This window comes from Neolewinella antarctica (assembly GCF_011927835.1).
Classification (GTDB): domain Bacteria; phylum Bacteroidota; class Bacteroidia; order Chitinophagales; family Saprospiraceae; genus Neolewinella; species Neolewinella antarctica.
In genome coordinates, this window is the sequence record NZ_JAATJH010000001.1 from 494,044 (window position 1) to 514,795 (window position 20,752).

A 20,752-nucleotide genomic window follows, 5' to 3' on the forward strand; every position below is an offset into this window, starting at 1 on the left:
AGGTTTACGAGCGACATCCATTCTTTCCCGCCGCACGTTAACCTTTTGTCGATAAGTATATTATCTTACACAAAATCAACGTCTATGGACTTTTTGTTTAACCCGCTAGTTTTACTCCCGCTTTTATTCATCCTCTATGTTTTCATGAGCAGCTTCTTCGTCGTGAAGCAGCAATCCATGGTCATTCTGGAACGCTTCGGGCGCTTTTCTTCCATCCGGGGGCCAGGCTTACACCTCAAGGTTCCCGTTGTTGATAAAGTCGCCGGCCGCATGAGTCTGAAAGTTAGGCAGCTAGATGTCAACGTTGAGACAAAAACCAAGGATAATGTATTCGTAAAATTGAAGGTAGGCGTGCAGTACGTCGTCGGTCGCGATTCCGTCTACGATGCTTTCTACAAGCTCGACCGCCCCGACGAGCAGCTCAATTCTTACATCTTTGACGTGGTGCGCGCCGAAGTACCCAAGATGATCCTCGACGATGTCTTCGTTCGTAAAGACGATATTGCCAACGCCATTAAATCGGAACTTCAAGACGCCATGCAAGCCTACGGCTACAACATCGTTCGTGCCCTCGTTACGGACATCGACCCCGACGCTACCGTAAAGATGGCCATGAACCGGATCAACGCCGCCGAACGTGAAAAACTGGCCGCCGAGTACGAAGGAGAATCAGAACGCATCCGGATCGTCGCCAAGGCCAAGGCCGAAGCCGAATCAAAGCGTCTTCAGGGTCAGGGTATCGCCGACCAGCGGCGGGAGATTGCCAAGGGACTGGAAGAGTCGGTAGACATTCTGAACTCCGTTGGTATCAACTCACAGGAAGCTTCCGCGCTCATCGTCGTTACCCAGCACTACGATACGCTCCAGAGCATGGGCGAAAACGTGAACTCCAACCTAATCATGCTGCCCAACGCCCCTACGGCCGGTTCCGACATGCTCAGCCAAATGACGGCCAGCTTCATCGCCAGCCAGCAGATGGGTGAGGAGATGAAAACCAGCTCAGAAGCGCTCAAGGCAGCTAAAGCCAAGGAAAAGATCGAATTACAACGCTAAAACCACCCGGGTAACCAATGATTAAAATCTTAGTTACCGGTCCGGAAAGCAGTGGCAAGTCGACGTTAGCGCGTGGGCTTGCCACTTTTTTTTCGGGGGCGTACGTGCCGGAGTTTGCGCGGGGGTACCTGGAAAAGGACCCCGCTTACGTTGCGGCGGATTTGGATGTAATGTTAGCTGGTCAGTTAGCTGGTGAACGGGCTGCTTTAGATCTCGGGGATGTAGAAATTATGATTTGTGATACCGGTCCGATCGTGCTCTACGTGTGGTCGTCCGTCAAGTATGGCCAGGTCTCGAAGGCCATTGCGAAAGCTATTGCGGAGATTGATTATGACTTGATTTTACTCTGTTATCCTGACTTGCCGTGGGCGGATGATCCGCTGCGTGAACACCCTGACGTAAGAGATCGGTTACTTATTTACGAACGGTATCTGAAGCTGGTACACCAGTCGGGTATTACCCTTGCGATTATCTCTGGTGAGGATCGAGAGCAAACGGCAATTCAGGCCATTCGGGTTCTCTATCCCAACTGTTCGAAATAATTACCTCATACCATCACTCCCCAAAAGTCCGCCCCATCTCCCGCGCCGCCATCCCGTTGAGGATAAATTGATAAGCCAGAATAGCAACGCCCGCAATGCTAAGCAAGGTCAAATTCAGAAGTAGCGCACCAGCAAGTCCCACTAAGGCCAACCCGACCGTATACGCAGTCAAGATCTGCTTCTGACGCTTCCGCAACGGCCGTAAAAAAGTACCGAGTGGAATGGTCAGCGCAATCAACACCATCCCCAATAAAAAGAACACATCGTAACCAGTTACTGCACTGGCTACGAAGCTGATTACCCCACCAATGAAGGAGCCACCAACGAGGCGGGCCATGACCTTCTCCTCCTGATCCAGCAGCACCCGGCCGTACTGATTCGTGAGCAAGTAGAAATTCATCAAAGGCGTGATGATCCAGGAGAGCAAGAAAATTCCTACGAAGAAGTACACAATGGGCTGGACGTAAGGCGCGTAAGCCGGGTTGCTGCCTGCGAACCGGTTCAGTGCATTCACGCCGATCCACAATCCGATAGTGATGCCAAAGGAGGCGCTGCCAGACAGCCGGGCCATGAATTGCTGGTATTTAAAATAGCCCCGGTAGATGGGAAATCTGGCCTTCAGTCCTTCCAGCATGACGTACCTCGCCATGTCATTTTGTGGAGTCAGGCTTAGTGCGTAGCGCGCGCGCTCCAGTGCCTCCTTCGACTTCCCCTGCGAGAGCAGCGAGTAGGCGTGTTGCGCAATGGTCGTCGGGTCTTCCGGAGAAAGGTTCAAGGCATCTTCGACCGTTACGCCAACATCCTTGTGGCCCAAAAGACTACCGACGAATATCTTGAGATTAAGCGCCGCCGAATCTTCGGGGTTGATGGCGAGTGCTTCATCCACGTAGTATAACGCGCCGTCATAATTACGCTGCTTCATCTTTATGCGGGCCATCAGTACGTAAGCGTCCGCATCCCGCGCATTCATTTGCAGGAGCGTCTCGGCGTAGGTCTGGGCCACCTTGTCCTTACCATCCATCAACTCCAGCGAGGCAGCCAGCCGGAGCACGGTCGGATCGTCTGGATTCTCATTGACGATCGGCCCCATCACCTCGCGGGCTGCCTTCTTCTCCCCCAAGTTGAGCAGCACGTTGACGTAGTTGAGTTGCGCGAACCGGTCGTCGGGAAAGTCCGACAGATAATTCTCCAGCAGTTCCCGGCTTTCCTTAAAACGATCCTGCTGAAAGAGGAGACTGAGGCGTTGTTGTAGGTTGTTTGGTGACAAATCGGGATGAGTTTAGAGGAAATAGCAAAGATTGACCACTACTAATATTGGTCTGGTATTTTCAGCAATCTCCGTTTAGGCCCGGAGGGTCGTCTACCGTAGCGTGGGACCCCGAAGGAGACGCGTAGCGCATGCTTCCCCACGTTTTCGTTTAATTCGTAGCGTGCGCATGCAGTCCCACGTTTTCGTTTAATTCGTAGCATGCGCATGCAGCCCCACGTTTCCGTTTATTATTTATAAGGATTTGTGTCCCACAATTTGGTTTGTGGTTATGGGCTATTGTCCTGAAATGTTTTTGTTATCCCACAAATAATTTTAATGAATGAGTCTAATTCCCCTCACTTCAAATACCCCAAAATATCATCATAAAGCCCCCCCTTATTAGCAAAAGTAGCATAGTTCCGCGCCGTAGAAAACCATTCGCTGGTCGAAGGCTTATGCCGCTCGGCGGCAGCTAGCAAATCTTTGGTTTCAATTGGCCTGGGAGCCCCCGTCTTGATCGCCTGTTCCAGAATATTTTCAATGGCAATATCGATGACTGCGTTCAGGTCGGCACCGGAGAAGTCCTTCGTGCGCTTAGCGATCTTAACGTAATCGATCTTTCCAAGCGGTTTATCCTTCAGCTTAAGTTTCAGGATGGCCTCCCGGCCGGTCGCATCGGGTGGTGGGACGAAGATGATGCGGTCAAAACGCCCCGGACGGCGAAAGGCGGTATCGAGATGCCAGGGAACGTTGGTCGCGCCGATGATCAACAGACCTTCATTATTCGATTCGATCCCGTCGAGCTCCGCGAGGAACTGGTTGATCAGGTTTCGGCCAGCGGATTGGCGCATATCGGAACGCTTGGCACCAAGCGCATCTACCTCGTCGAAGAACAGCACGCAGGGCGCCTTGCGACGAGCCAGGTCAAAATATTCGGAAAGTTGCTTTTCGGAATTGCCGATCCACATGTCCAGCACGTCATTGAGTCCGACACTGATGAAGTTGGCGTTGATCTCGCCGGCCGTGGCGCGGGCGATAAATGTTTTGCCGCAGCCGGGAGGTCCGTAGAGTAGGATACCGCCACCGACTTTCTTACCGTAGCTTTTGTAGAGGTCGACGTGCTGGAGGGGTTGGATGATCTTTAAGTCGATTTCCCGCTTCACGCCTTCCATGCCGCCGACGTCGGAGAAGTTAGTGTCGGGCTTGGCCATCAGGCGGAATTCGTCTTCGGTCGCGTCGATGGTGTATTCAATATCGACGCCCAGGCGAAATTGCTGGTCGAGCTCGTCGTCGGCGACGTCATCGTCGTGCTCCACCGCGCCGCGGTAGACTTCGCCGGCGCGGGCCGTGTCGCCGTCCTTCAGGTAAGCTTTGGCAACCAGGACGCGCGATTCCGGAGAGAGCAGAATGGGTTCTTCGACTTCCTCGAAAATGATGAGGCAGGTAGAATATTTTTCCTGTTTGAAGTAGACTTCTATAAGGTACTCCTTAAGGTCGATCGAATGAGGCTCCTTACGGATCAGTTTATTCAGTTCCTTTTCAAGTTCTTTCTCCTCTCCACCAACCTCCCGCAATTTCTCGATCAGTAAACGCCTGATGTAGACGTTCTCGGGAGAAGCGGAAAGGGCTTGGCGAAGGTCGTTGAGTTCTTTTTGGTGGTCCATGTTCAGTCCTGGGTTTTACCGCCCGTTCGTCAATAACCGAGTGGGCACCGGTGTTCGCTTAAATGATCTTAGGGCCAAAAACGTTGCCGTCAGACCCGTAAAGTCCGTTCCAGCAAAACCCGTGCCCGAAAAGTAATGCACGCCATCCAGAATCCAAAGAGCGTCCAGCCAATTATGATGGGGTAAAAGACCATGCGCATGGTGCTGTCGAGGTCTTCGCCGCCCATCGCCGGGTTGCCCGCCGCCCCCGGATGCAGGGAATCACCGACCAGCCGGGGCAGGATGTAGATTAAGGGAATGAGGCAGGCAAAGGCGAAAATATTGTAAGCCGCGCTCAGTCGTGCCCGCTGCTCGGCGTCCGGCAGTGCGGCGCGGAGGGCGAAGTAACCGCCGTAAATCAGCAATGCGATGAGCGTCGTGAATTGCTTGATGTCCCAGCTCCAGTAGGTCCCCCAGGTGTATTTGGCCCAAACCGCGCCGGTTAGCAGACCAAGAATACCAAAAAGCATCCCGACGGAAGTGAAGGCGACGGCCCAATAGTCAGCTTTATCGCGGCGGCTGACGGTGTGGATACCGTCCAGCATCGTCTCGCCACTGCGCCGCAGGTACTTGATCGCGTACACGACCCCGGCGATGAACAGAAACATCATCGCGAACCAGAGACTGACGTGAAAGTAAGTGTTCCGGATCGTTTCCAATAAGACATTTCGGTAGGGAAAAGTGATTCCTTGGCTTGGGAACAAGTCGCCCTTTACGATAGCTCCGGTCGTCCAGCCGGTTTCCGCCACTTCCGTGCTTAGCGGGGTGGTGACTTGCCGCAAGGTCACGGCATCCGGCACGACGAAGGTGCCATCGTTGTCGGTGGTCATGATAATCGGGAGCGCGCGTGCTTGTCCGGCGGGGACATCGTTTTCGGGCAGATATTCAGGAAAGGTGAAGGTCAGTTTGGCGCGCCGGTCGTCAATTATTTCTATGCGGTCCGCTCGGAGGGCTAGTCCCTCCCCTGCTCTTACCCACGCATTCACGGCACCTGCGTCCGCGCCCAAAAAACTGGTGTTATACCCCAGCATTTCAAACGTTTCCGTCTGCCCCAACGTCGCGCTACCCGGCATCACGCCGTAAGCATTCGGCTTCAGCGGCACCAGCAAACCCGCCACGATTCCGTAAACGACCAGCGCCACGCCGAGCCATTTCCACCAGGATTTACGCATCATCTTTTCCATGCCGCAAAGATACCTGACAATTTGGGCGCGGACGCGGGTGCCGGGGGACTGGGCAAGGAATTTGATGATACCGTGATCGAAAGCAGCTAAATACCGTTCTACCCGACAAATACCCCGAACATGACCGCCCCCAAAGCCACCAAGAAACCCCACACCCTGACCGCCCACGGCCAGGACCGCAACGACGATTACTACTGGCTAAACAAACGCGAAAACCCCGAAGTCATCACCTACCTCGAATCAGAAAACACCTGGTTCGCCGACCGCACGAAGCACACCGATGATTTCAGAAACGATCTCTTCGAAGAAATCAAGGGCCGCATCAAACAGGACGATCAATCCGTCCCCTACGTCTTCCGCGGCTACGAATACCAAACGAGCTACGACACTGGCGATCAGTACCCTAAATACCTCCGCCGCAAGCTAGACAAGAAGGAGCAAGAGACGTTGCTCAACGTCAACGAACTCGCCGAACCCCACGATTTCTACAAAGTCGGCGGCCTCACCGTCAGCGACGACAACCGTTACCTGGCCTACGGCGAAGACACGATCAGCCGCCGTATCTACACCATCCGTATCAAAGACCTGGCAACCGGTCATTACCTGCCCGACGTTATCCCCAACACCACCGGCGGCAGTGTCTGGAGCGCCGACGGGAACTATATATTCTACTCCATTAAAGACGAAAGTCTGCGCCCCTACAAGATCATGCGCCACGAACTCGGCACCGCGCCGCAGGACGACGTGACGGTTTTTGAAGAGACCGACGAGACTTTCCGCGCCTTCGTTTACCGCAGTAAATCCCGGAAATACATCATCCTCGGTTCCGCCCAAACCGTCAGCAACGAGTACCGGCTGCTGAAGGCCGACGAGCCACTCGCGGAACCACGGATGTTTCAACCCCGCGAGCGCAATCTGGAATACAGCATCGCGCACATCGACGATCGCTTCTACGTCCTGACGAACCTCGGCGCCAAGAATTTCCAGCTGATGGAAACGCCGGAGGAGGCGACCGAAAAAGATAACTGGACGACTGTCATTGCCAAACGGCCGAACACTTTATTGGAGGACGTCGAGTTGTTCAAAAACTACCTCGTCCTTTCCGAGCGCACGAACGGTTTGACGCAGCTGCGGGTGATTTCAAACCCGGGTCAATTGAAAAACAGTACCGACAACTCTTACTACCTGGATTTCAAGGACGAAGCCTACATGGCCTACACCTCCCAAAATCCGGAATTCGACACCCAAACCCTTCGCTACGGCTACCAGTCGATGACCACCCCGGCCTCTACTTATGATTTTGACATGGTCACCAAGGAGCAGACCTTATTGAAGCAGCAACCCGTCCTCGGCGAATTCAGTCCGGACGATTACGTGAGCGAGCGTCGTTTTTCCGTTAGCCGCGACGGCACGAAAGTCCCACTGAGCATCGTCTATCATAAAGACACCCCGAAAGACGGCACCGCTCCCCTGCTCCTCTACGCTTACGGGAGCTATGGCCACAGCATGGACCCCTATTTCAGCGTCGCCCGCCTATCGCTTCTTAATCGCGGTTTCATCTACGTCATCGCCCACGTACGCGGAGGTGAGGAGATGGGGCGGCACTGGTACGAAGATGGTAAACTCCTGAAGAAGAAAAATACCTTCAATGATTTTATCGATGCAGGAGAATGGCTGGTTGACAACAACTACACCAAGCCGGAAAATCTTTACGCAATGGGCGGTAGCGCCGGTGGCCTGCTGATGGGTGCCATCATTAACCAGCGCCCGGACCTCTGGGCCGGCGTCGTCGCGCAAGTTCCTTTCGTGGACGTCGTTACCACCATGCTCGACGACAGCATCCCCCTCACTACGGGGGAATACGACGAGTGGGGCAACCCGAACGAGCGGGAAGCCTACGAGTACATCCTGAGTTACAGCCCCTACGACCAGGTGAAGGCGCAAGCGTACCCGAACCTACTCATTACGACCGGCCTGCACGACAGCCAGGTTCAGTACTGGGAACCCGCCAAGTGGATCGCGAAACTGCGTGAGCTGCGGACGAACGAGAACGAACTCGTCATGCACACGAATATGGAAGCGGGCCACGGTGGTGCATCCGGGCGGTTTGATGCGATTAAAGAAGTGGCTCGGGATTATGCCTGGGTACTGGATTTGGCGGGTAAGGCAAAATGATTTGTCGCGAATAAACCATCCCCGCTGCCGAACATTACGCACACGTACGCCGGGGTAAACACCCCGGGATGACGCTGCGTATTACCATTAACCAAACCGATAAACATGTACCTTTTATACGATACGAACTTAGCCTCCGACTGGCCTTACCTGCTTGGTGTTGTCGTAATCATTGTCGGCCTCGTGCTTTACTACCAGAAAGCGAAGACGGACCAGATCGAACTCAAGAAAGCCGAGCACGACGCATACAGTCACGTCGTGAACGATTCCAACTATAACATCAACCGCGAAGGCATGGATGGTCACCGCGACCAAGACCTCAGTAAAGAGGAAGCAAAGCAAGCGATCGATACGCTCAAGGAAACGGGGCAGATCCCCACGCAGGGCGAGTTCAACGAACTGAAGAAAGACCTGGAGAAGTAATCCTTCACGACGGGTGAGCGATTCAGCTACCGATTAGCGATCTACCTTTGGCGCGGCCAGGACCATTTGCGTGGTTCTGGCCGCCGTCGTGTATCCCTGCGCCGGATGACAGCGTTCAGCTAGTTCTCCTCGATACCACCTTATCCTACCTGGCCGTGTCTCTACGGCCTTACCCCAATAAATGAAGAAGCTCGATAAATTGATGATCAAGCAGTTCATCGGACCGTTTTTCGTGACGTTCGCGATTGCCATGTTCGTGCTCATCATGCAGGCGCTCTGGCAGTACCTGGAGCGGATTGCCGGTAAGGGACTTAGCTTTTTTACGGTCATTGAGCTGCTTTCTTACAAGTGCGTCGGGTTGGTACCCCTGGCTTTGCCATTGGCTTTACTCATTTCGTCCGTCATGGTCCTGGGGGGGATGGCGGAGCACTATGAACTGTCGAGCATCAAATCCGCCGGCACGAGTTTGCTGCGGGTCATGATGCCGATGATCGTTTTTGGCGTGCTTTCCGCCGGAGCTAGTTTTATGGTTTCTGACTACGTCATCCCGGCCGCCAATCTCCAGTTCGGGGCGCGGATGTACGACATCAACCAGAAAAAACCGACGCTGAACATGGAGCCGGGCATGTTCAATACGGACTTCAACGGGTTTGCCATTCGGCTCGGGGAGCGGGATACGGACGGCCGCAACATCTCCGACGTGCTGATCTACGACCACAGCCGCGCAACGACGGGCGACCTGGGGCAAATCACGGCAAAAACCGGGCAGATGTACACGGAAAACGACGGCCAGGCACTCGTCATGGAACTCAACGACGGCGTGCAGTATTCCGACCGGAAAACGGCGGGCTCCGGCAAAAACTCCCTGCCCTACGTGCGCACCTATTTCGATACCTACGAAAAGATCTTCGACCTAAAGCAGTTCAACCTGGGCCAGACCGACGTCAGCTTGTTCGAGACGAACCGCTCCATGCTTTCCTCCTGGCAACTTCAGATCGGCATCGACTCGATCAGTGACGTCATCGGCACCCGCAAGCAAACCATTAGTAATCACGCAAAAACGTACTTACCACTACTGCGCAAGGACACGACCAAATTCGGATTATCCACCACGACGCGCTTTAGCGGCCTCGACAGCGGCAGTAGAGCTTCGCGCCCTAATGCGGAAGATGATGAGTTATCCGGTATAGACTCCCTCGACGTGGAAGAACTCATCACCGACGCAAAGACTTCTCCGCTCCGGCCGACCAAGCAGTCGTCGGAAGCGACCCAGCTGGCGGAGACTCGTGATGCCGCAACCCACCAAGGCGCCCTCGAAAAGGCCCGTAAACACCGCCTCGTCACGGCTGCGGCGGACTGGCCGGGCATGGATGGCATGTTACTGGTGGCAGCTAAGGACGGACGCAAAAGAACGTACAACCGCGCGCGCTCCGGCGTCCGTTCGGTAGTGAGCCAGGCGGCGTCGACGGCCAGAATACTTCCGGGAATTCACGAGAACCGAATTAAATACGTGTACGACAAGCACATGAAGTTCAGCATGGCGGTGGTCTGCATCATCTTCATTTTCATTGGCGCGCCGATGGGGGCGATTGTACGCAAGGGTGGCTTTGGTTATCCGATTCTGGTCTCCATCATCTTCTTCGTAATTTTTATCATCCTCACCATTTTGTGCCGGAAGCTCGCGGAGAGCTTCGTCGTCAACGGCGTGCTCGCCGGCTGGCTGCCCTGCATCATTCTTTTCCCGGTGAGCCTTTACATCACGGATCGTGCCATGAAGGACGCAAAGCTGATCGACTTCGATAACATCAGCGATCTGTTCAAAAAGCTCTACGCCAGGTACGTCAAAAAGGGCGCCCCGACTAAGTAAGGGACCGGTGCCGAGGATATTTGACGGACGCCAGGGTATTTACCCAACGAGCTATCTTCGTGACCATGGACAACCTTCCCCCCGACGGACAAGCGGAGCAGGAACCGGTCAGTTTTTTCCGGCACAACTGGTTGTTTCTCGTGGCAACCTTACTGCTCGTCGTGGCCAGCCTTTACTTACTGTTTACCTCCCAGCAGGGCGATACGCTGATCGTTATTAATCAGTACCGCAGTGTCTTCTTCGACTACTTTTTTAAGATCGGTACCCACTTCGGGGAGCCCGTCGCTTACGCTGGCGTGGTGGCCATCGTGGGTGCATTTAGCTACCGCAAGGCATTATTTGCCGTACTGACCGGGGCGGCCGCCGGGGTACTTGCCGGGGTGCTGAAGCTCTGTTTCGCTGAGGCCCGACCGCTACGCTGGTTTTTCGACAATCACGAAGCCACCTGGCACAGCCTGAACCACTTCGAGGAGGAGTGGCGGAGCTGGGCGGAGGTGGGTAGTTTTCCGAGCGGCCACACCGCCTCGGCGTTCGCGCTCTACTCCTTTCTTTCCTTCAACGCGCGTTCCGGTAAACTACCCATCACCCTGTTTTGCCTGGCACTCGCCGCCATGGTGGGATTTAGCAGAATGTACCTACTCTATCACTTTTTGCGTGACGTGACGGCGGGCGCGGTGCTGGGCGTCACGGTTGCCATCGTTGTCTACTACTGGCAGGACAAACTTTTCGCCAACCACGCAATTTTAAAGCGTGGTTGGGCCACGCGCTTTCGTACCTTGCCGCCCGTAACGGAAAAAGTCAGCCCACCAGAAGCGTAATGACTGCTTGAGTGCCCGTTGACGCCACCACTCCGGGGTGTTTCCCCGCCCCAGCCAATCCAAAGTAATCTATGCCCTACCCCACCATTGCCGTCATCCGTGAAGGCAAAGTACCGCCCGATAGCCGCACCCCCCTCACGCCGAAACAAGTCGCCAAACTACGCGGCCGCGGCATCGATATCGTCGTGCAACCCAGCGAGGGTCGCATTTTCAAGGACCACGAGTACGCCGAGCTGGGCGTCCCCCTCGTCGAAGACGTTACGGGCCGCGAGCTCTTGCTCGGCGTTAAAGAAGTCCCCATCGAGCAGCTTATTCCGAAAAAGACCTACTGCTTCTTCGCACACGTTGCCAAGCAACAGCCCTACAACCAACCCCTCCTCCGCGCCCTCCTCGACGACGGCATCCGGATGATCGACTACGAATACCTCACCGACGCGGAAGGACGCCGGCTAATCGCCTTCGGCTACTGGGCCGGTATGGTCGGTGCCCACAACGCCGTGTGGACCTACGCCCAGCGGACGGGCAAATTCGAATTTCCTCGCCTCAAAGACTTGTTTGACTACAACGCCGCCAAAGAAATCTACGGCAAACTCAAGCTCCCGAAAATGCGGGTCGTGCTCACGGGCACCGGTCGGGTTGGCAAAGGGGCCGCGCGCGTGCTGCGGGACATTGGTTTTGCGGAGGTCAGCCCCGAAGAATACCTCAACGGCACGGGGAAAGCCGTTTTTACTATTCTCAACGTGAAGCACTACGCCAAGCACCCGGACGGTAGTCCCTTTACCAAGAAGGAATTCTACCGGGACGGCTCCAAATTCGTCAGCAACTTCCGCCGCTACGCCGAAGTGTCGGACGTGTTCATCAACGGTATTTTTTGGGACGGTAAGGCACCTGCCTTCTTTACCACCGAAGAAATGGCGCACGAGGATTTCCGCATCGAAGTGATCGGTGACGTGACCTGCGACATTGCCCCGGCTTCCAGCGTGCCGTCAACGCTCTTCGCTTCCACCATTGCCGACCCCGTGTTTGGCTTCGACCCCAAGACCGGTAAAGAAACCGAGCCCTTCCAGGACGGTATGATCGACGTCATGTCCATCGACAACCTCCCCAGCGAGCTTCCGCGCGACGCCAGTAAGGCATTCGGTCAGATCTTCATTGAGAGTATCCTGCCGGAATTTGAAAAAGGGTCGTCAGAGATTCTCGACCGGGCGAGTATTGCCTGGAAAGGTGATTTGGGGCCGGAGTTTAAGTATTTGGAAGCGTATTCAAATGCGTAACGTTTCCCGAACGATGCACCGTCCCGGCGCGAGATGACCTAAGTATACGCGTCCGACTTGTTCGCGCCGGGGCGGCGCATCGACCGGCATACCATTATAGTCCCGAGGTAATTCTAATAGGTGTATTTTTATTCTAGGGTGTGACGACCGGCATATAGTTTGCCCCCCGAAACCAGGTCCCCTGTCGCTTAGCGTACCGCCGGCTGTGTTGCTTGATTAATTCGATGACCCTTGCCCGGTTGTATTCCCCCCTAAAGTACGGCCACCATTCGCGGTAGCCCACCGTTTGTAGGGCGGGTAGATCCTGGTGGACGGTTAACGATTGAGCTTCGGCCTCGAGACCCGCAGCTACCATTTGGGCAACCCGTCGGTTGATCCGGTCATAAAGCAACTCGCGCGGTAGGTCGGTGGTTAGGTACGCTACGTCGAACGGACGGGCGGGGCGCTTGCCCAGATAACTGCTGTAGGGCTGACCTTCGCTCAGACTCACCTCCAACATTCTCTGTAGTCTTCGGGGGTTTGCCCGATCAACGGTAGCGTAGGTGGTCGGATCCAATTCAGCTAGGAGCTGTTGCCACCCGGCGATGCCTTTTTCTTCCCATAAACATTGCACCCGCGACCGCGCCGCATCCGTCACGTCGGGAAACTCGTCAAGGCCCTCACACAGGGCACGCAGGTAGAGGCCGCTGCCGCCAACCACAATCAGATGCTCGGCACCGGTGAACCGATCATGATACAATTGTAACGCCTCGCGGGCGAAAGAACCGGCGGTAAGGGGGTCGAGAATGCTCCGATCGGCCACGAAATGATGCGGCACGGCGGCCAACTCTTCCTCCGTGGGCCGCGCGTTGCCGATCTTCATCTCGGTGTAGAATTGTCGACTATCCGCACTAATAATCTCCGTGCCGTACTGCTTTGCGAGCTTGATGGCCAAAGTAGTCTTTCCACTCGCCGTAGGTCCGCCAACCACAGTCAATTTCGTACGTGGCATCAGGCGACCGGTTCCAGCACGCTTTCAACGAACTCGCGCGTGGCGGCGGCCACGTCGTCCCGGCCAGCCAGCGCGCGAATGAAGGCGGACCCGATGATGGCTCCGTTGGCGTATTCGCAGGCCGTCCGGAAACTCTTGGCGTCGCTGATTCCGAAGCCGATTAGTCGTGGCTGCGGTAAGTTGAGTGCGGCGATACGGGCGAAATAATCCTTCTGCGCCTGGGTGATCTCACCGGACTTTCCAGTGATGCTACTGCTGGAAACCACGTAGATAAAACCGGTCGATAATTGACCAATCTGCTCGATCCGCTGCTGCGACGTGTTTGGCGTAATCAGAAAAGTTACCTGAATATCGTACTTCTCGGCGATGTGCTTGAACTCGTTTTCGTACTCGAAGACGGGAAGATCGGGCAGAATTAAGCCGTCGGCACCGGCTTCCTTCGCTGCCTTCACGAAACGTTCCATCCCGTACTGCATCACCTGGTTGAAGTAGCCCATCAGCACCAACGGAACTTCCGTATGCTGCCGCGCTTCCCGGAGTTGGTCGAACAGCACCTTCAGCGTAAACCCATTCTGCAGCGCTTTCATGCTACTTTTCTGAATTGTCTCACCGTCCGCCATCGGGTCGGAATACGGGACGCCGACTTCGATCAGGTCGGCACCGGCGCGGTCCAACTCGCGGATGATCGTGACGGTATTGTTCAGTTGCGGATAGCCCGCGGTGAAGTACACGTTGAGCAAGTCACTAGATTTTTCGCGGAAGAGTTTCGTGAGTCGGTTCATGAGTCTTTTAGCTGATCGAGGTAAGTGGTGAAGGCGGCGAGGTCCTTGTCGCCACGGCCGCTGAGGCAGACGACAATGACGTCGTCCGGGCCGTATTCCATATCGTCGAGCGCGGCGAAGGCGTGGGCGGTTTCGAGGGCGGGGATGATGCCTTCGGTGCGGGCCGTAAATAGTGCCGCGGCTAGCGCATCGTCGTCGGTGACGCTGATGGCCTCGGCGCGTTTGCTGTCGATGAGGAAGGCGTGCAGGGGGCCGATGCCGGGGTAATCCAGACCGGCGGAAATACTGTAGGGTTCGACAATCTGACCGTCATCGGTCTGCATCAACAGCGTGCGGGAGCCGTGGATGATGCCTTCGGTACCGAGCACGGAAGTGGCGGCGGATTCCCCCGTGTGGATGCCCTTGCCGGCGGCTTCGACGGACACGAGGCGCACGCGGTCATCGTTCAGGTAGTGGTAGAAAGCACCGGCCGCATTGCTGCCCCCGCCGACGCAGGCAACGATGGCGTCGGGGTAATCTCGTCCGATTTTTTCCTGCAACTGCCACTTCATTTCCTCCGAAATCACGGACTGGAAGCGCGCCACCATGTCGGGGTACGGGTGGGGACCGACGACGGAACCGATGATGTAGTGGGTATCGTCGGGGTTGTTGATCCAGTCGCGGATGGCCTCGTTCGTGGCGTCTTTGAGCGTGCGGGAACCACTGAGGGCGGGGCGCACTTCCGCACCGAGCATGCGCATCCGCGCGACGTTCGGCGCCTGGCGGGCGATGTCGACCTCGCCCATGTACACGATGCATTCCACGCCGACTAGTGCGCAGACGGTAGCCGTAGCAACGCCGTGTTGTCCGGCACCGGTTTCGGCAATAATCCGCTTTTTACCCAGGCGCTGCGCGACCAGGATTTGGCCGATGGTATTGTTGATCTTGTGCGCGCCGGTGTGGTTCAGGTCTTCGCGTTTGAGGTAGATCTGCGTGCCGTAGTGCTCGCTCATTCGCTTGGCGAAATAGAGCGGGCTCGGCCGGCCGACGTAATCTTTGAGCAGTGCGTCAAATTCTTTTTTGAACTCGGGCTCCGCCGTCATTTCCCGGTACCGAAGCCGCAGTTCCTCCACATTGGGGTGTAGCATTTCGGGGATGTAGGCACCACCAAAACGACCGTAATAGCCGCGTTCGTCAACGTCGATGTGCAAATTCTTGGTCATGGTATCGATAAATTTTGGGTAAAGTGGGCGCGGACGCGGGTGCCAGAGAAAATACGGGAAGAGCAAAGGACACGGAGTACCGTCTTAATAATGTGCCTCTTTATAATTGTGGCAGTTAGTCACGGAGTACAATTAAGCCTTCAATCGGTTAGCGAGCGGGTACGTGGGTGTAACCCTCACGCAGCGACACCGGTTTTCGCTTCTATCCGTTCTTTCACGAAGTTGAGTAAATTCTTGATCATCAGCCGTCCGTGCTGCGTCATAATGCTTTCCGGATGGAACTGGACGCCGAAGATTGGAAACTCCCGGTGCCGCAGGGCCATCACGCCGCCGAACTCACCGGTCGCCGTTATTTGTAATTCAGCCGGCATGCTCGCTGGGTCGATGACCCAGCTGTGGTACCGACCGGCGTTGAAGCTAGTGGGAATGTTGGCGAACAGCATATCCTCGGCCGTGGTCCGCTCCATGGTCGTCTCGATGCCGTGATGCACTTGGTCCAGATTCATCAACTGCCCCCCAAACGCCTCCCCGATCGCCTGGTGACCGAGGCAGACGCCGAATATCACTTTCTCTTTGCCGTAGCGCTTAATAATTTCCGGCATGATCCCTGCATCCGCCGGCACGCCAGGGCCGGGAGACAGAACAATCAGATCGTAGTCCCCCACCCGCTCGACGTCGATTTTATCGTTGCGGTATACATCGATGGAATGGCCCAGCTCCTCCTCAACGTACTGCACGAGGTTGTAAGTAAACGAGTCATAATTATCGATAATCAATACATTCATAAGAAAGAAAATTTCGGATGAGTAATAACGTTGACGATGCCCAACTTTGCGGCGGTGTTCCGCTTAAATCAGGGATAGCCCTTCCGCCTTGTCCAGTGCTTTGGTCAGTGCACCGAGCTTGTGGTAGACCTCCTGGCATTCGCTGTCCTCATCCGACGCGGCCACGACGCCGGCCCCGGCCTGGTAGAACAGCGTGTTGTCCTGCGAAAAGAAGGACCGGATTAGGATAGCCTGGTTCATTCCGCCCCGAAAATCGATGAGGCCGATCGCACCACCGTAAAACCCACGTTGCTGGTTTTCGTACTGCGCGATCAATTCCATGGCTTTGTACTTCGGCGCGCCCGAGAGCGTGCCGGCGGGAAAGGTGTCCCCGAAAATCCTCACCGTTTCGTCGGTTGTCGTCAGGTCGCCCACCACTTTGGAAACCAGGTGGATGACGTGGCTGTAGTAGTGTACTTCCCGCAGGCTTTTTACCCGCACGTTCTTGGTGTGGCGGCTCAGGTCATTGCGGGCCAGGTCGACCAGCATCACGTGCTCGGCGTTTTCTTTGGGGTCGGCGAGGAGGCGTTCGGTGGCAGCGCGGTCTTCGGCTTCGTCGCCCGTCCGGCGGTAAGTGCCGGCGATGGGGTTGACGGTGGCTACGCCATCGTTGATGACCATTTGGCTTTCCGGGCTGGAACCCATGATGCGGTAGTCACCGTAGTCGAAGTAGAAAAGGTAGGGCGAGGGGTTGATGCTGCGCAGCGCGCGGTAAACTTGAAACTCGTCGCCCCGGAAGCCCTGCCGGAACTGGCGACTCATCACAATCTGGAAGACATCACCCACCTGGCAGTGGCGTTTTCCCAGCCGGACGAGTTCTTTAAACTCAGTGTCCGTCAGGTTACTACTTTCTTCTTCGTGCCTGCGAAAGGGATGCACGCCCCCACCCCGTTTGATGGCGGCGGTGACTTTCTCGACTTCGCTGACTTGCCCCACGGGAAGGTTTTCGATGATGATCAGTTCGTCGCGGTAGTGGTGAAAGACCAGGACATACCGGTAGAGGTGGTAGCGGATATCCGGCGACCGCAATACTTTCCGCTGCGCAAATTTCAGGGTATCGAAGTACTGCACCCCCTCGAAGTTAGTGTGGCCGATCAGTCCGTTGAACTTACCAATGATGGCGTCCGTGTCGGTGTTGTCAATTTCAAAACTCGACAGAAATTCCTGGAGCCGACGCGAAACCAGCTGAACGTCGCCGTCTACCGACTCGGAACTAAGGGTCTCCCCGTTCACGTCCTGGCGAATGATCCCGTCCCGCACCCGAAAGGAAGCCAGCGTTTCCAGCCCGATGATGGAATAGTAGTGTTCGTTGTCCCGCGACTCATTCGACTCCAGCAAAACCGGATCGGTAAAGTCATCGCGCAGGGCCAGGTAAAGGAGGACGGGCGTGAGGTGATCCGCCGTCATCCGGGTTGTTTGGACGTTGATTTTGTGTTTGGGTGGGGAGCTGGTCATCTGGTTGGAGAATCTTAAGGTCGGAAAACCCGCGCGGGCAAAAAAACGCATAAAAAAAGCCCGTCGGAGTTTACCGACGGGCTAATTATTAGTTTTGTATCGTACAAAGCAGGGCCGCATCAGGTTACTCAGGAGTTGAGTTGAGCCCGCCACCAAAGGGAAATACTGCTGCGCTTGTTCTGCATGGCGCTAAGGTAACTACGGGGAATCGATTTATCTAAATTCCGGTTAAAGTTGTTAGCCACACAAACACAAAAGCACAGAAAAGCAAGTTCCATAATTTTGTATTTGTGTGTTTTTGTGGCAGAAAATCCACCCGGGAATGCCTAGGTGTTTTTCCCTTCGTCCCGCAAAGCCCGCACTTCCATAATCAATGCATCCACTTTAGCCTCTAACTCTTTGTTGTTGTCCATCATCATCTCGTCGATGAACACGGCATTGGCCAGGCTTAGTCCGAAGATTCCGCCCAGCACGACAACCACGACGAAGTAAAACCGCGTCAGCCCGATCATCGTATCCGACATCGGCGCGTCCGGATTATTGGTGATGGCGGCGGGAATCTCGTTCCATCCTTCCAGCGTAAACATCTGAAAAATACTGTAGATACTTACCAGCGGGTTGCCGAAGTACTCCGGCGCAATCCTGGCGTAAAAGTGGCAGGTGAGGATGGCCAGCATGAAGTTGAGGAACACGAGTGCCGCGAGCACGAAAATAGACGCTTTAATCGCCCGGCCGAGCCCCATCACGACCTGCTCGATGTTGGGGATGAACCGTAAAAACCGCACCAGGCGCACCAACCGGAACAGCCGCAACAATATCAGCAAATTTGCCCCTTCCGGGACGGACATGAACGGCTCCGCAAATACGGGAAGACTACCGGCAACGATGATGAAGTCGAACCGATTCCAGGCCCCGGCAAAAAAGGTCTTTGGCTTCAGCACGGATAGCTTCACGATTAGTTCCACCACAAAAAACAGCAAGAAAAGCTGGTCCAGCAGTACGAGCCAGAAGTTGTTGCGCAACGACGGGAAGTAAAGCGCGAAGATGACCGCGGCGTTGAGGATGATGGCTACCAGCACGGCCCGTTCGTTGAGGAATAGTCGCTTTAGCATGAAGGGAACTTGGTCTGGTGGTTCGGTGGTCTGGTAGTCTCGGGGCGGCTCAGCGCCGGGCGAAGGTAATTATCACTCGGTGGTTGCTCCGTGCACTCGGTAATAAATTGATCGGGGTTCACCACGAAGCAACTGACGGCTGGGCTGCAAATGAACTGAGCCTGGTGAAGAGACTTCCTGACGTGCCTTATCTTTAAGCAATGGAAGCGATCATCGATTATTTTACGAACATCCCCAGTAGCCACCGCACCCTGTTGCTCGTAGGCGGAATTACGGTCTTCTGGCTACTCGAAAGCGCCCTACCCTTATTCACGCACGAATACACGAAATGGAAGCACGCCGGGATCAACTTCTTTTTCACCTTCACGACGATCCTGGTCAATTTTTTCCTGGCCTTTATTCTCGTCTGGAGTAGCGACTGGGTCGTAGCGAACGAGTTTGGGCTGATGCAGTGGGTGTCGCTCCCCGTCGTCGTGGAGGCCGTGGCCGGCCTGATGCTGCTCGACCTGATCGGTGCCTACGCCGCCCACTGGACCGAGCACCGCATCCCCGTGCTGTGGCGCTTCCACCTCGTGCACCATACGGATCAGCACGTCGACACGACTTCGGCCAACCGCCACCACCCCGGCGAAAGTGTGATTCGCTTTGTCTTTACCACGCTCGCTGTTTTCGTCGTCGGTGCCCCCATTTGGCTGGTGTTCGTCTACCAAACCCTGAGCGCGCTACTCAGCCAGTTCAACCACGCCAACGTGACCGTCCCGGCCTGGATCCACAAATCGATCAGTTGGCTCGTCGTCACCCCCGATATGCACCGCGTGCACCACCACTACCAGCTTCCGCTGACGGACAGTAATTTCGGCAACATCTTCAGCTTTTGGGACCGCGTGTTCGGTACTTATCAGCAAGTTGACAACAGCCAACTTATCTACGGCGTGGACACGCACATGGACCACGATGACCACCAGAGCATCGCCCGGATGTTACGCATACCTTTCGATGGTAAACGCCAGCCGACTACGGCAGGCTCCCCCGCCACACCACCAGTCCACTAGGCACGCGGGGCATGAACCGCGTGCTTTTGGGGGGCAGTAAGCGGTTAGCCGCGATCTCAGCGAAGAATAATTCGGGCGTGACGGCGCTCCCGGCAAACGTCAGGACGCTCGCGTCTTTAAGGTCAAGTAAACCATTGGGCAAGGTATCCACCGGTTCGTTTGTCAGCCGAGGATCGGTGCTGGCGTTTTCAATCCCAAATATTTCTTTAAGCACGACTTGCACCATCCAGGCCATCGGGGTGGTAAAGTTATCGTCGCCGGTGCGGCGGGTCAGTTGGTAGTGCTTGCCCCGGTAGGTCATCAGCCACTGATTGACGTCGGTCGGAGCGACGGGTCGTGCGATTTCGCTGACGGTAAAGAACGCCGCGAGTTGCGAAAGCAAGTCTTGAACCGGCCCCGAAAAGTCGTTGAGCTGTCGTAAGAATATGCCAATCGACAACTCCCGCGCCGCAACGATGCAGACCGGTACTTGCCGAAACTCGGGTCGGCCGGTTGCGGCCAGGCGGGCGTGGGTTTCCGCGCGGTGGTGACCGTCGGCGATGGCCAAGCCGTTCAGCTTACTCAGATCCAGACCCGTGGTCGACCTATTGCCCCTTAGTGCAAATTCTCGCAGCCAGTAGTCCGTGTCGGTACCGTAGAATGACGTTTCGGCGCCGGTGGGGCCGTAGTTTTTCGCTAATTGTTGCCAGACTCCGGTTAAGTCGTCGGCGGTAATCAGCACGGGTTTGCCCAGTGCACCGCGGTCTTCCGTGACCAATTTTTTCTGGCGGGCCAGGCGGGCGGCCAGGGTGCTTTCGTGAGGCCTAATCGTGCCGGATGAAAAGGCGCTAGCGGGCACGAGCCCACATATGCCCCGACTAGTACATCCCGTCAGTTGCTCCTTCATTTTGAGTTCGGCGAAGGTGCCCGGTGCGCTCGCAGTCAATTGCTTGGGTGGCACGAGGTGAACGCCATTTCTGGTGCTGGGTAAAGCATCTACTTGCCCGGATGGCGGACGATAAAACACGGGGAAGGGACGTAACGCTAGGGGCATAAAAAGACTGCTG

General features: G+C 55.6%; 18 protein-coding genes. 8 read left to right on the plus strand and 10 right to left on the minus strand.

Annotation, left to right across the window (positions count from 1 at the left end; all coding sequences use genetic code 11):
* Nucleotides 1-84 precede the first annotated feature (84 nt).
* The gene (locus GGR27_RS02045) at nt 85-1,053 is read left to right on the plus strand and encodes an SPFH domain-containing protein (protein ID WP_168035729.1); all 969 of its coding nucleotides are present in this window, start codon (nt 85-87) and stop codon (nt 1,051-1,053) included.
* Nucleotides 1,054-1,070: 17 nt separating this feature from the next.
* Nucleotides 1,071-1,595, plus strand: coding sequence for an AAA family ATPase (locus GGR27_RS02050; RefSeq protein ID WP_168035730.1), 525 nt, complete (start codon nt 1,071-1,073; stop codon nt 1,593-1,595).
* Nucleotides 1,596-1,608: 13 nt separating this feature from the next.
* Here the strand turns inward: GGR27_RS02050 and GGR27_RS02055 are convergent, their stop codons facing one another.
* From GGR27_RS02055 to GGR27_RS02065, 3 genes are all read right to left on the minus strand, one after another.
* Entirely contained in the window at nt 1,609-2,862 is a 1,254-nt protein-coding gene (locus GGR27_RS02055; RefSeq protein WP_168035731.1) for a tetratricopeptide repeat protein, read from the minus strand.
* A 338-nt stretch (nt 2,863-3,200) separates the two neighbouring features.
* Entirely contained in the window at nt 3,201-4,508 is a 1,308-nt protein-coding gene (locus GGR27_RS02060) for an ATP-binding protein (RefSeq protein ID WP_168035732.1), read from the minus strand.
* Between the two features lie 89 nt (nt 4,509-4,597).
* Nucleotides 4,598-5,731, minus strand: a complete 1,134-nt coding sequence (locus GGR27_RS02065; protein WP_245184362.1) for a cytochrome c biogenesis protein — start codon at nt 5,729-5,731, stop codon at nt 4,598-4,600.
* A gap of 120 nt (nt 5,732-5,851) precedes the next feature.
* Here GGR27_RS02065 and GGR27_RS02070 point away from each other — a divergent pair, with 120 nt between their 5' ends.
* The 5 genes from GGR27_RS02070 to GGR27_RS02090 all read left to right on the plus strand — a co-directional run bounded on the left by GGR27_RS02070 (nt 5,852) and on the right by GGR27_RS02090 (nt 12,288).
* Nucleotides 5,852-7,906 carry a S9 family peptidase gene (locus GGR27_RS02070; RefSeq protein WP_168035733.1) on the plus strand — a complete coding sequence of 685 codons (2,055 nt, stop codon included), beginning with the start codon at nt 5,852-5,854 and terminating at the stop codon, nt 7,904-7,906.
* A 105-nt stretch (nt 7,907-8,011) separates the two neighbouring features.
* Nucleotides 8,012-8,329 carry a hypothetical protein gene (locus tag GGR27_RS02075; RefSeq protein ID WP_168035734.1) on the plus strand — a complete coding sequence of 106 codons (318 nt, stop codon included), beginning with the start codon at nt 8,012-8,014 and terminating at the stop codon, nt 8,327-8,329.
* Nucleotides 8,330-8,510: 181 nt separating this feature from the next.
* Entirely contained in the window at nt 8,511-10,196 is a 1,686-nt protein-coding gene (locus GGR27_RS02080) for an LptF/LptG family permease (protein WP_168035735.1), read from the plus strand.
* 65 nt (nt 10,197-10,261) lie between these two features.
* Entirely contained in the window at nt 10,262-11,014 is a 753-nt protein-coding gene (locus tag GGR27_RS02085) for a phosphatase PAP2 family protein (RefSeq protein WP_168035736.1), read from the plus strand.
* 71 nt (nt 11,015-11,085) lie between these two features.
* Entirely contained in the window at nt 11,086-12,288 is a 1,203-nt protein-coding gene (locus GGR27_RS02090) for an NAD(P)-dependent oxidoreductase (protein WP_168035737.1), read from the plus strand.
* Nucleotides 12,289-12,421: 133 nt separating this feature from the next.
* Here GGR27_RS02090 and miaA read toward each other — a convergent pair whose 3' ends face one another.
* The 6 genes from miaA to GGR27_RS02120 all read right to left on the minus strand — a co-directional run bounded on the left by miaA (nt 12,422) and on the right by GGR27_RS02120 (nt 18,654).
* Entirely contained in the window at nt 12,422-13,279 is an 858-nt protein-coding gene (miaA, locus tag GGR27_RS02095) for a tRNA (adenosine(37)-N6)-dimethylallyltransferase MiaA (protein ID WP_168035738.1), read from the minus strand.
* A complete protein-coding gene (gene trpA / locus GGR27_RS02100) occupies nt 13,279-14,061 on the minus strand; it encodes a tryptophan synthase subunit alpha (protein WP_168035739.1) in 783 nt (260 codons plus the stop codon). The genes miaA and trpA overlap by 1 nt, the downstream gene beginning before the upstream one ends.
* A complete protein-coding gene (trpB, locus tag GGR27_RS02105; RefSeq protein WP_209037855.1) occupies nt 14,058-15,263 on the minus strand; it encodes a tryptophan synthase subunit beta in 1,206 nt (401 codons plus the stop codon). Before trpB ends, trpA begins: the two co-directional genes overlap by 4 nt.
* Before the next feature lie 176 nt (nt 15,264-15,439).
* On the minus strand, nt 15,440-16,048 hold the full coding sequence (locus tag GGR27_RS02110) for an anthranilate synthase component II (protein WP_168035740.1): 609 nt from the start codon (nt 16,046-16,048) through the stop codon (nt 15,440-15,442).
* A gap of 63 nt (nt 16,049-16,111) precedes the next feature.
* On the minus strand, nt 16,112-17,542 hold the full coding sequence (locus GGR27_RS02115; RefSeq protein WP_245184364.1) for an anthranilate synthase component I family protein: 1,431 nt from the start codon (nt 17,540-17,542) through the stop codon (nt 16,112-16,114).
* 326 nt (nt 17,543-17,868) lie between these two features.
* On the minus strand, nt 17,869-18,654 hold the full coding sequence (locus GGR27_RS02120; protein ID WP_209037856.1) for an ion transporter: 786 nt from the start codon (nt 18,652-18,654) through the stop codon (nt 17,869-17,871).
* A 200-nt stretch (nt 18,655-18,854) separates the two neighbouring features.
* On the opposite strand from GGR27_RS02120, the gene GGR27_RS02125 reads away from it, so the two are divergent.
* Nucleotides 18,855-19,706, plus strand: coding sequence for a sterol desaturase family protein (locus GGR27_RS02125; protein WP_168035741.1), 852 nt, complete (start codon nt 18,855-18,857; stop codon nt 19,704-19,706).
* Here GGR27_RS02125 and GGR27_RS02130 read toward each other — a convergent pair.
* Entirely contained in the window at nt 19,669-20,739 is a 1,071-nt protein-coding gene (locus tag GGR27_RS02130; RefSeq protein ID WP_168035742.1) for a DUF1015 family protein, read from the minus strand. The genes GGR27_RS02125 and GGR27_RS02130 overlap by 38 nt on opposite strands.
* Between the last annotated feature and the right edge of the window lie 13 nt (nt 20,740-20,752).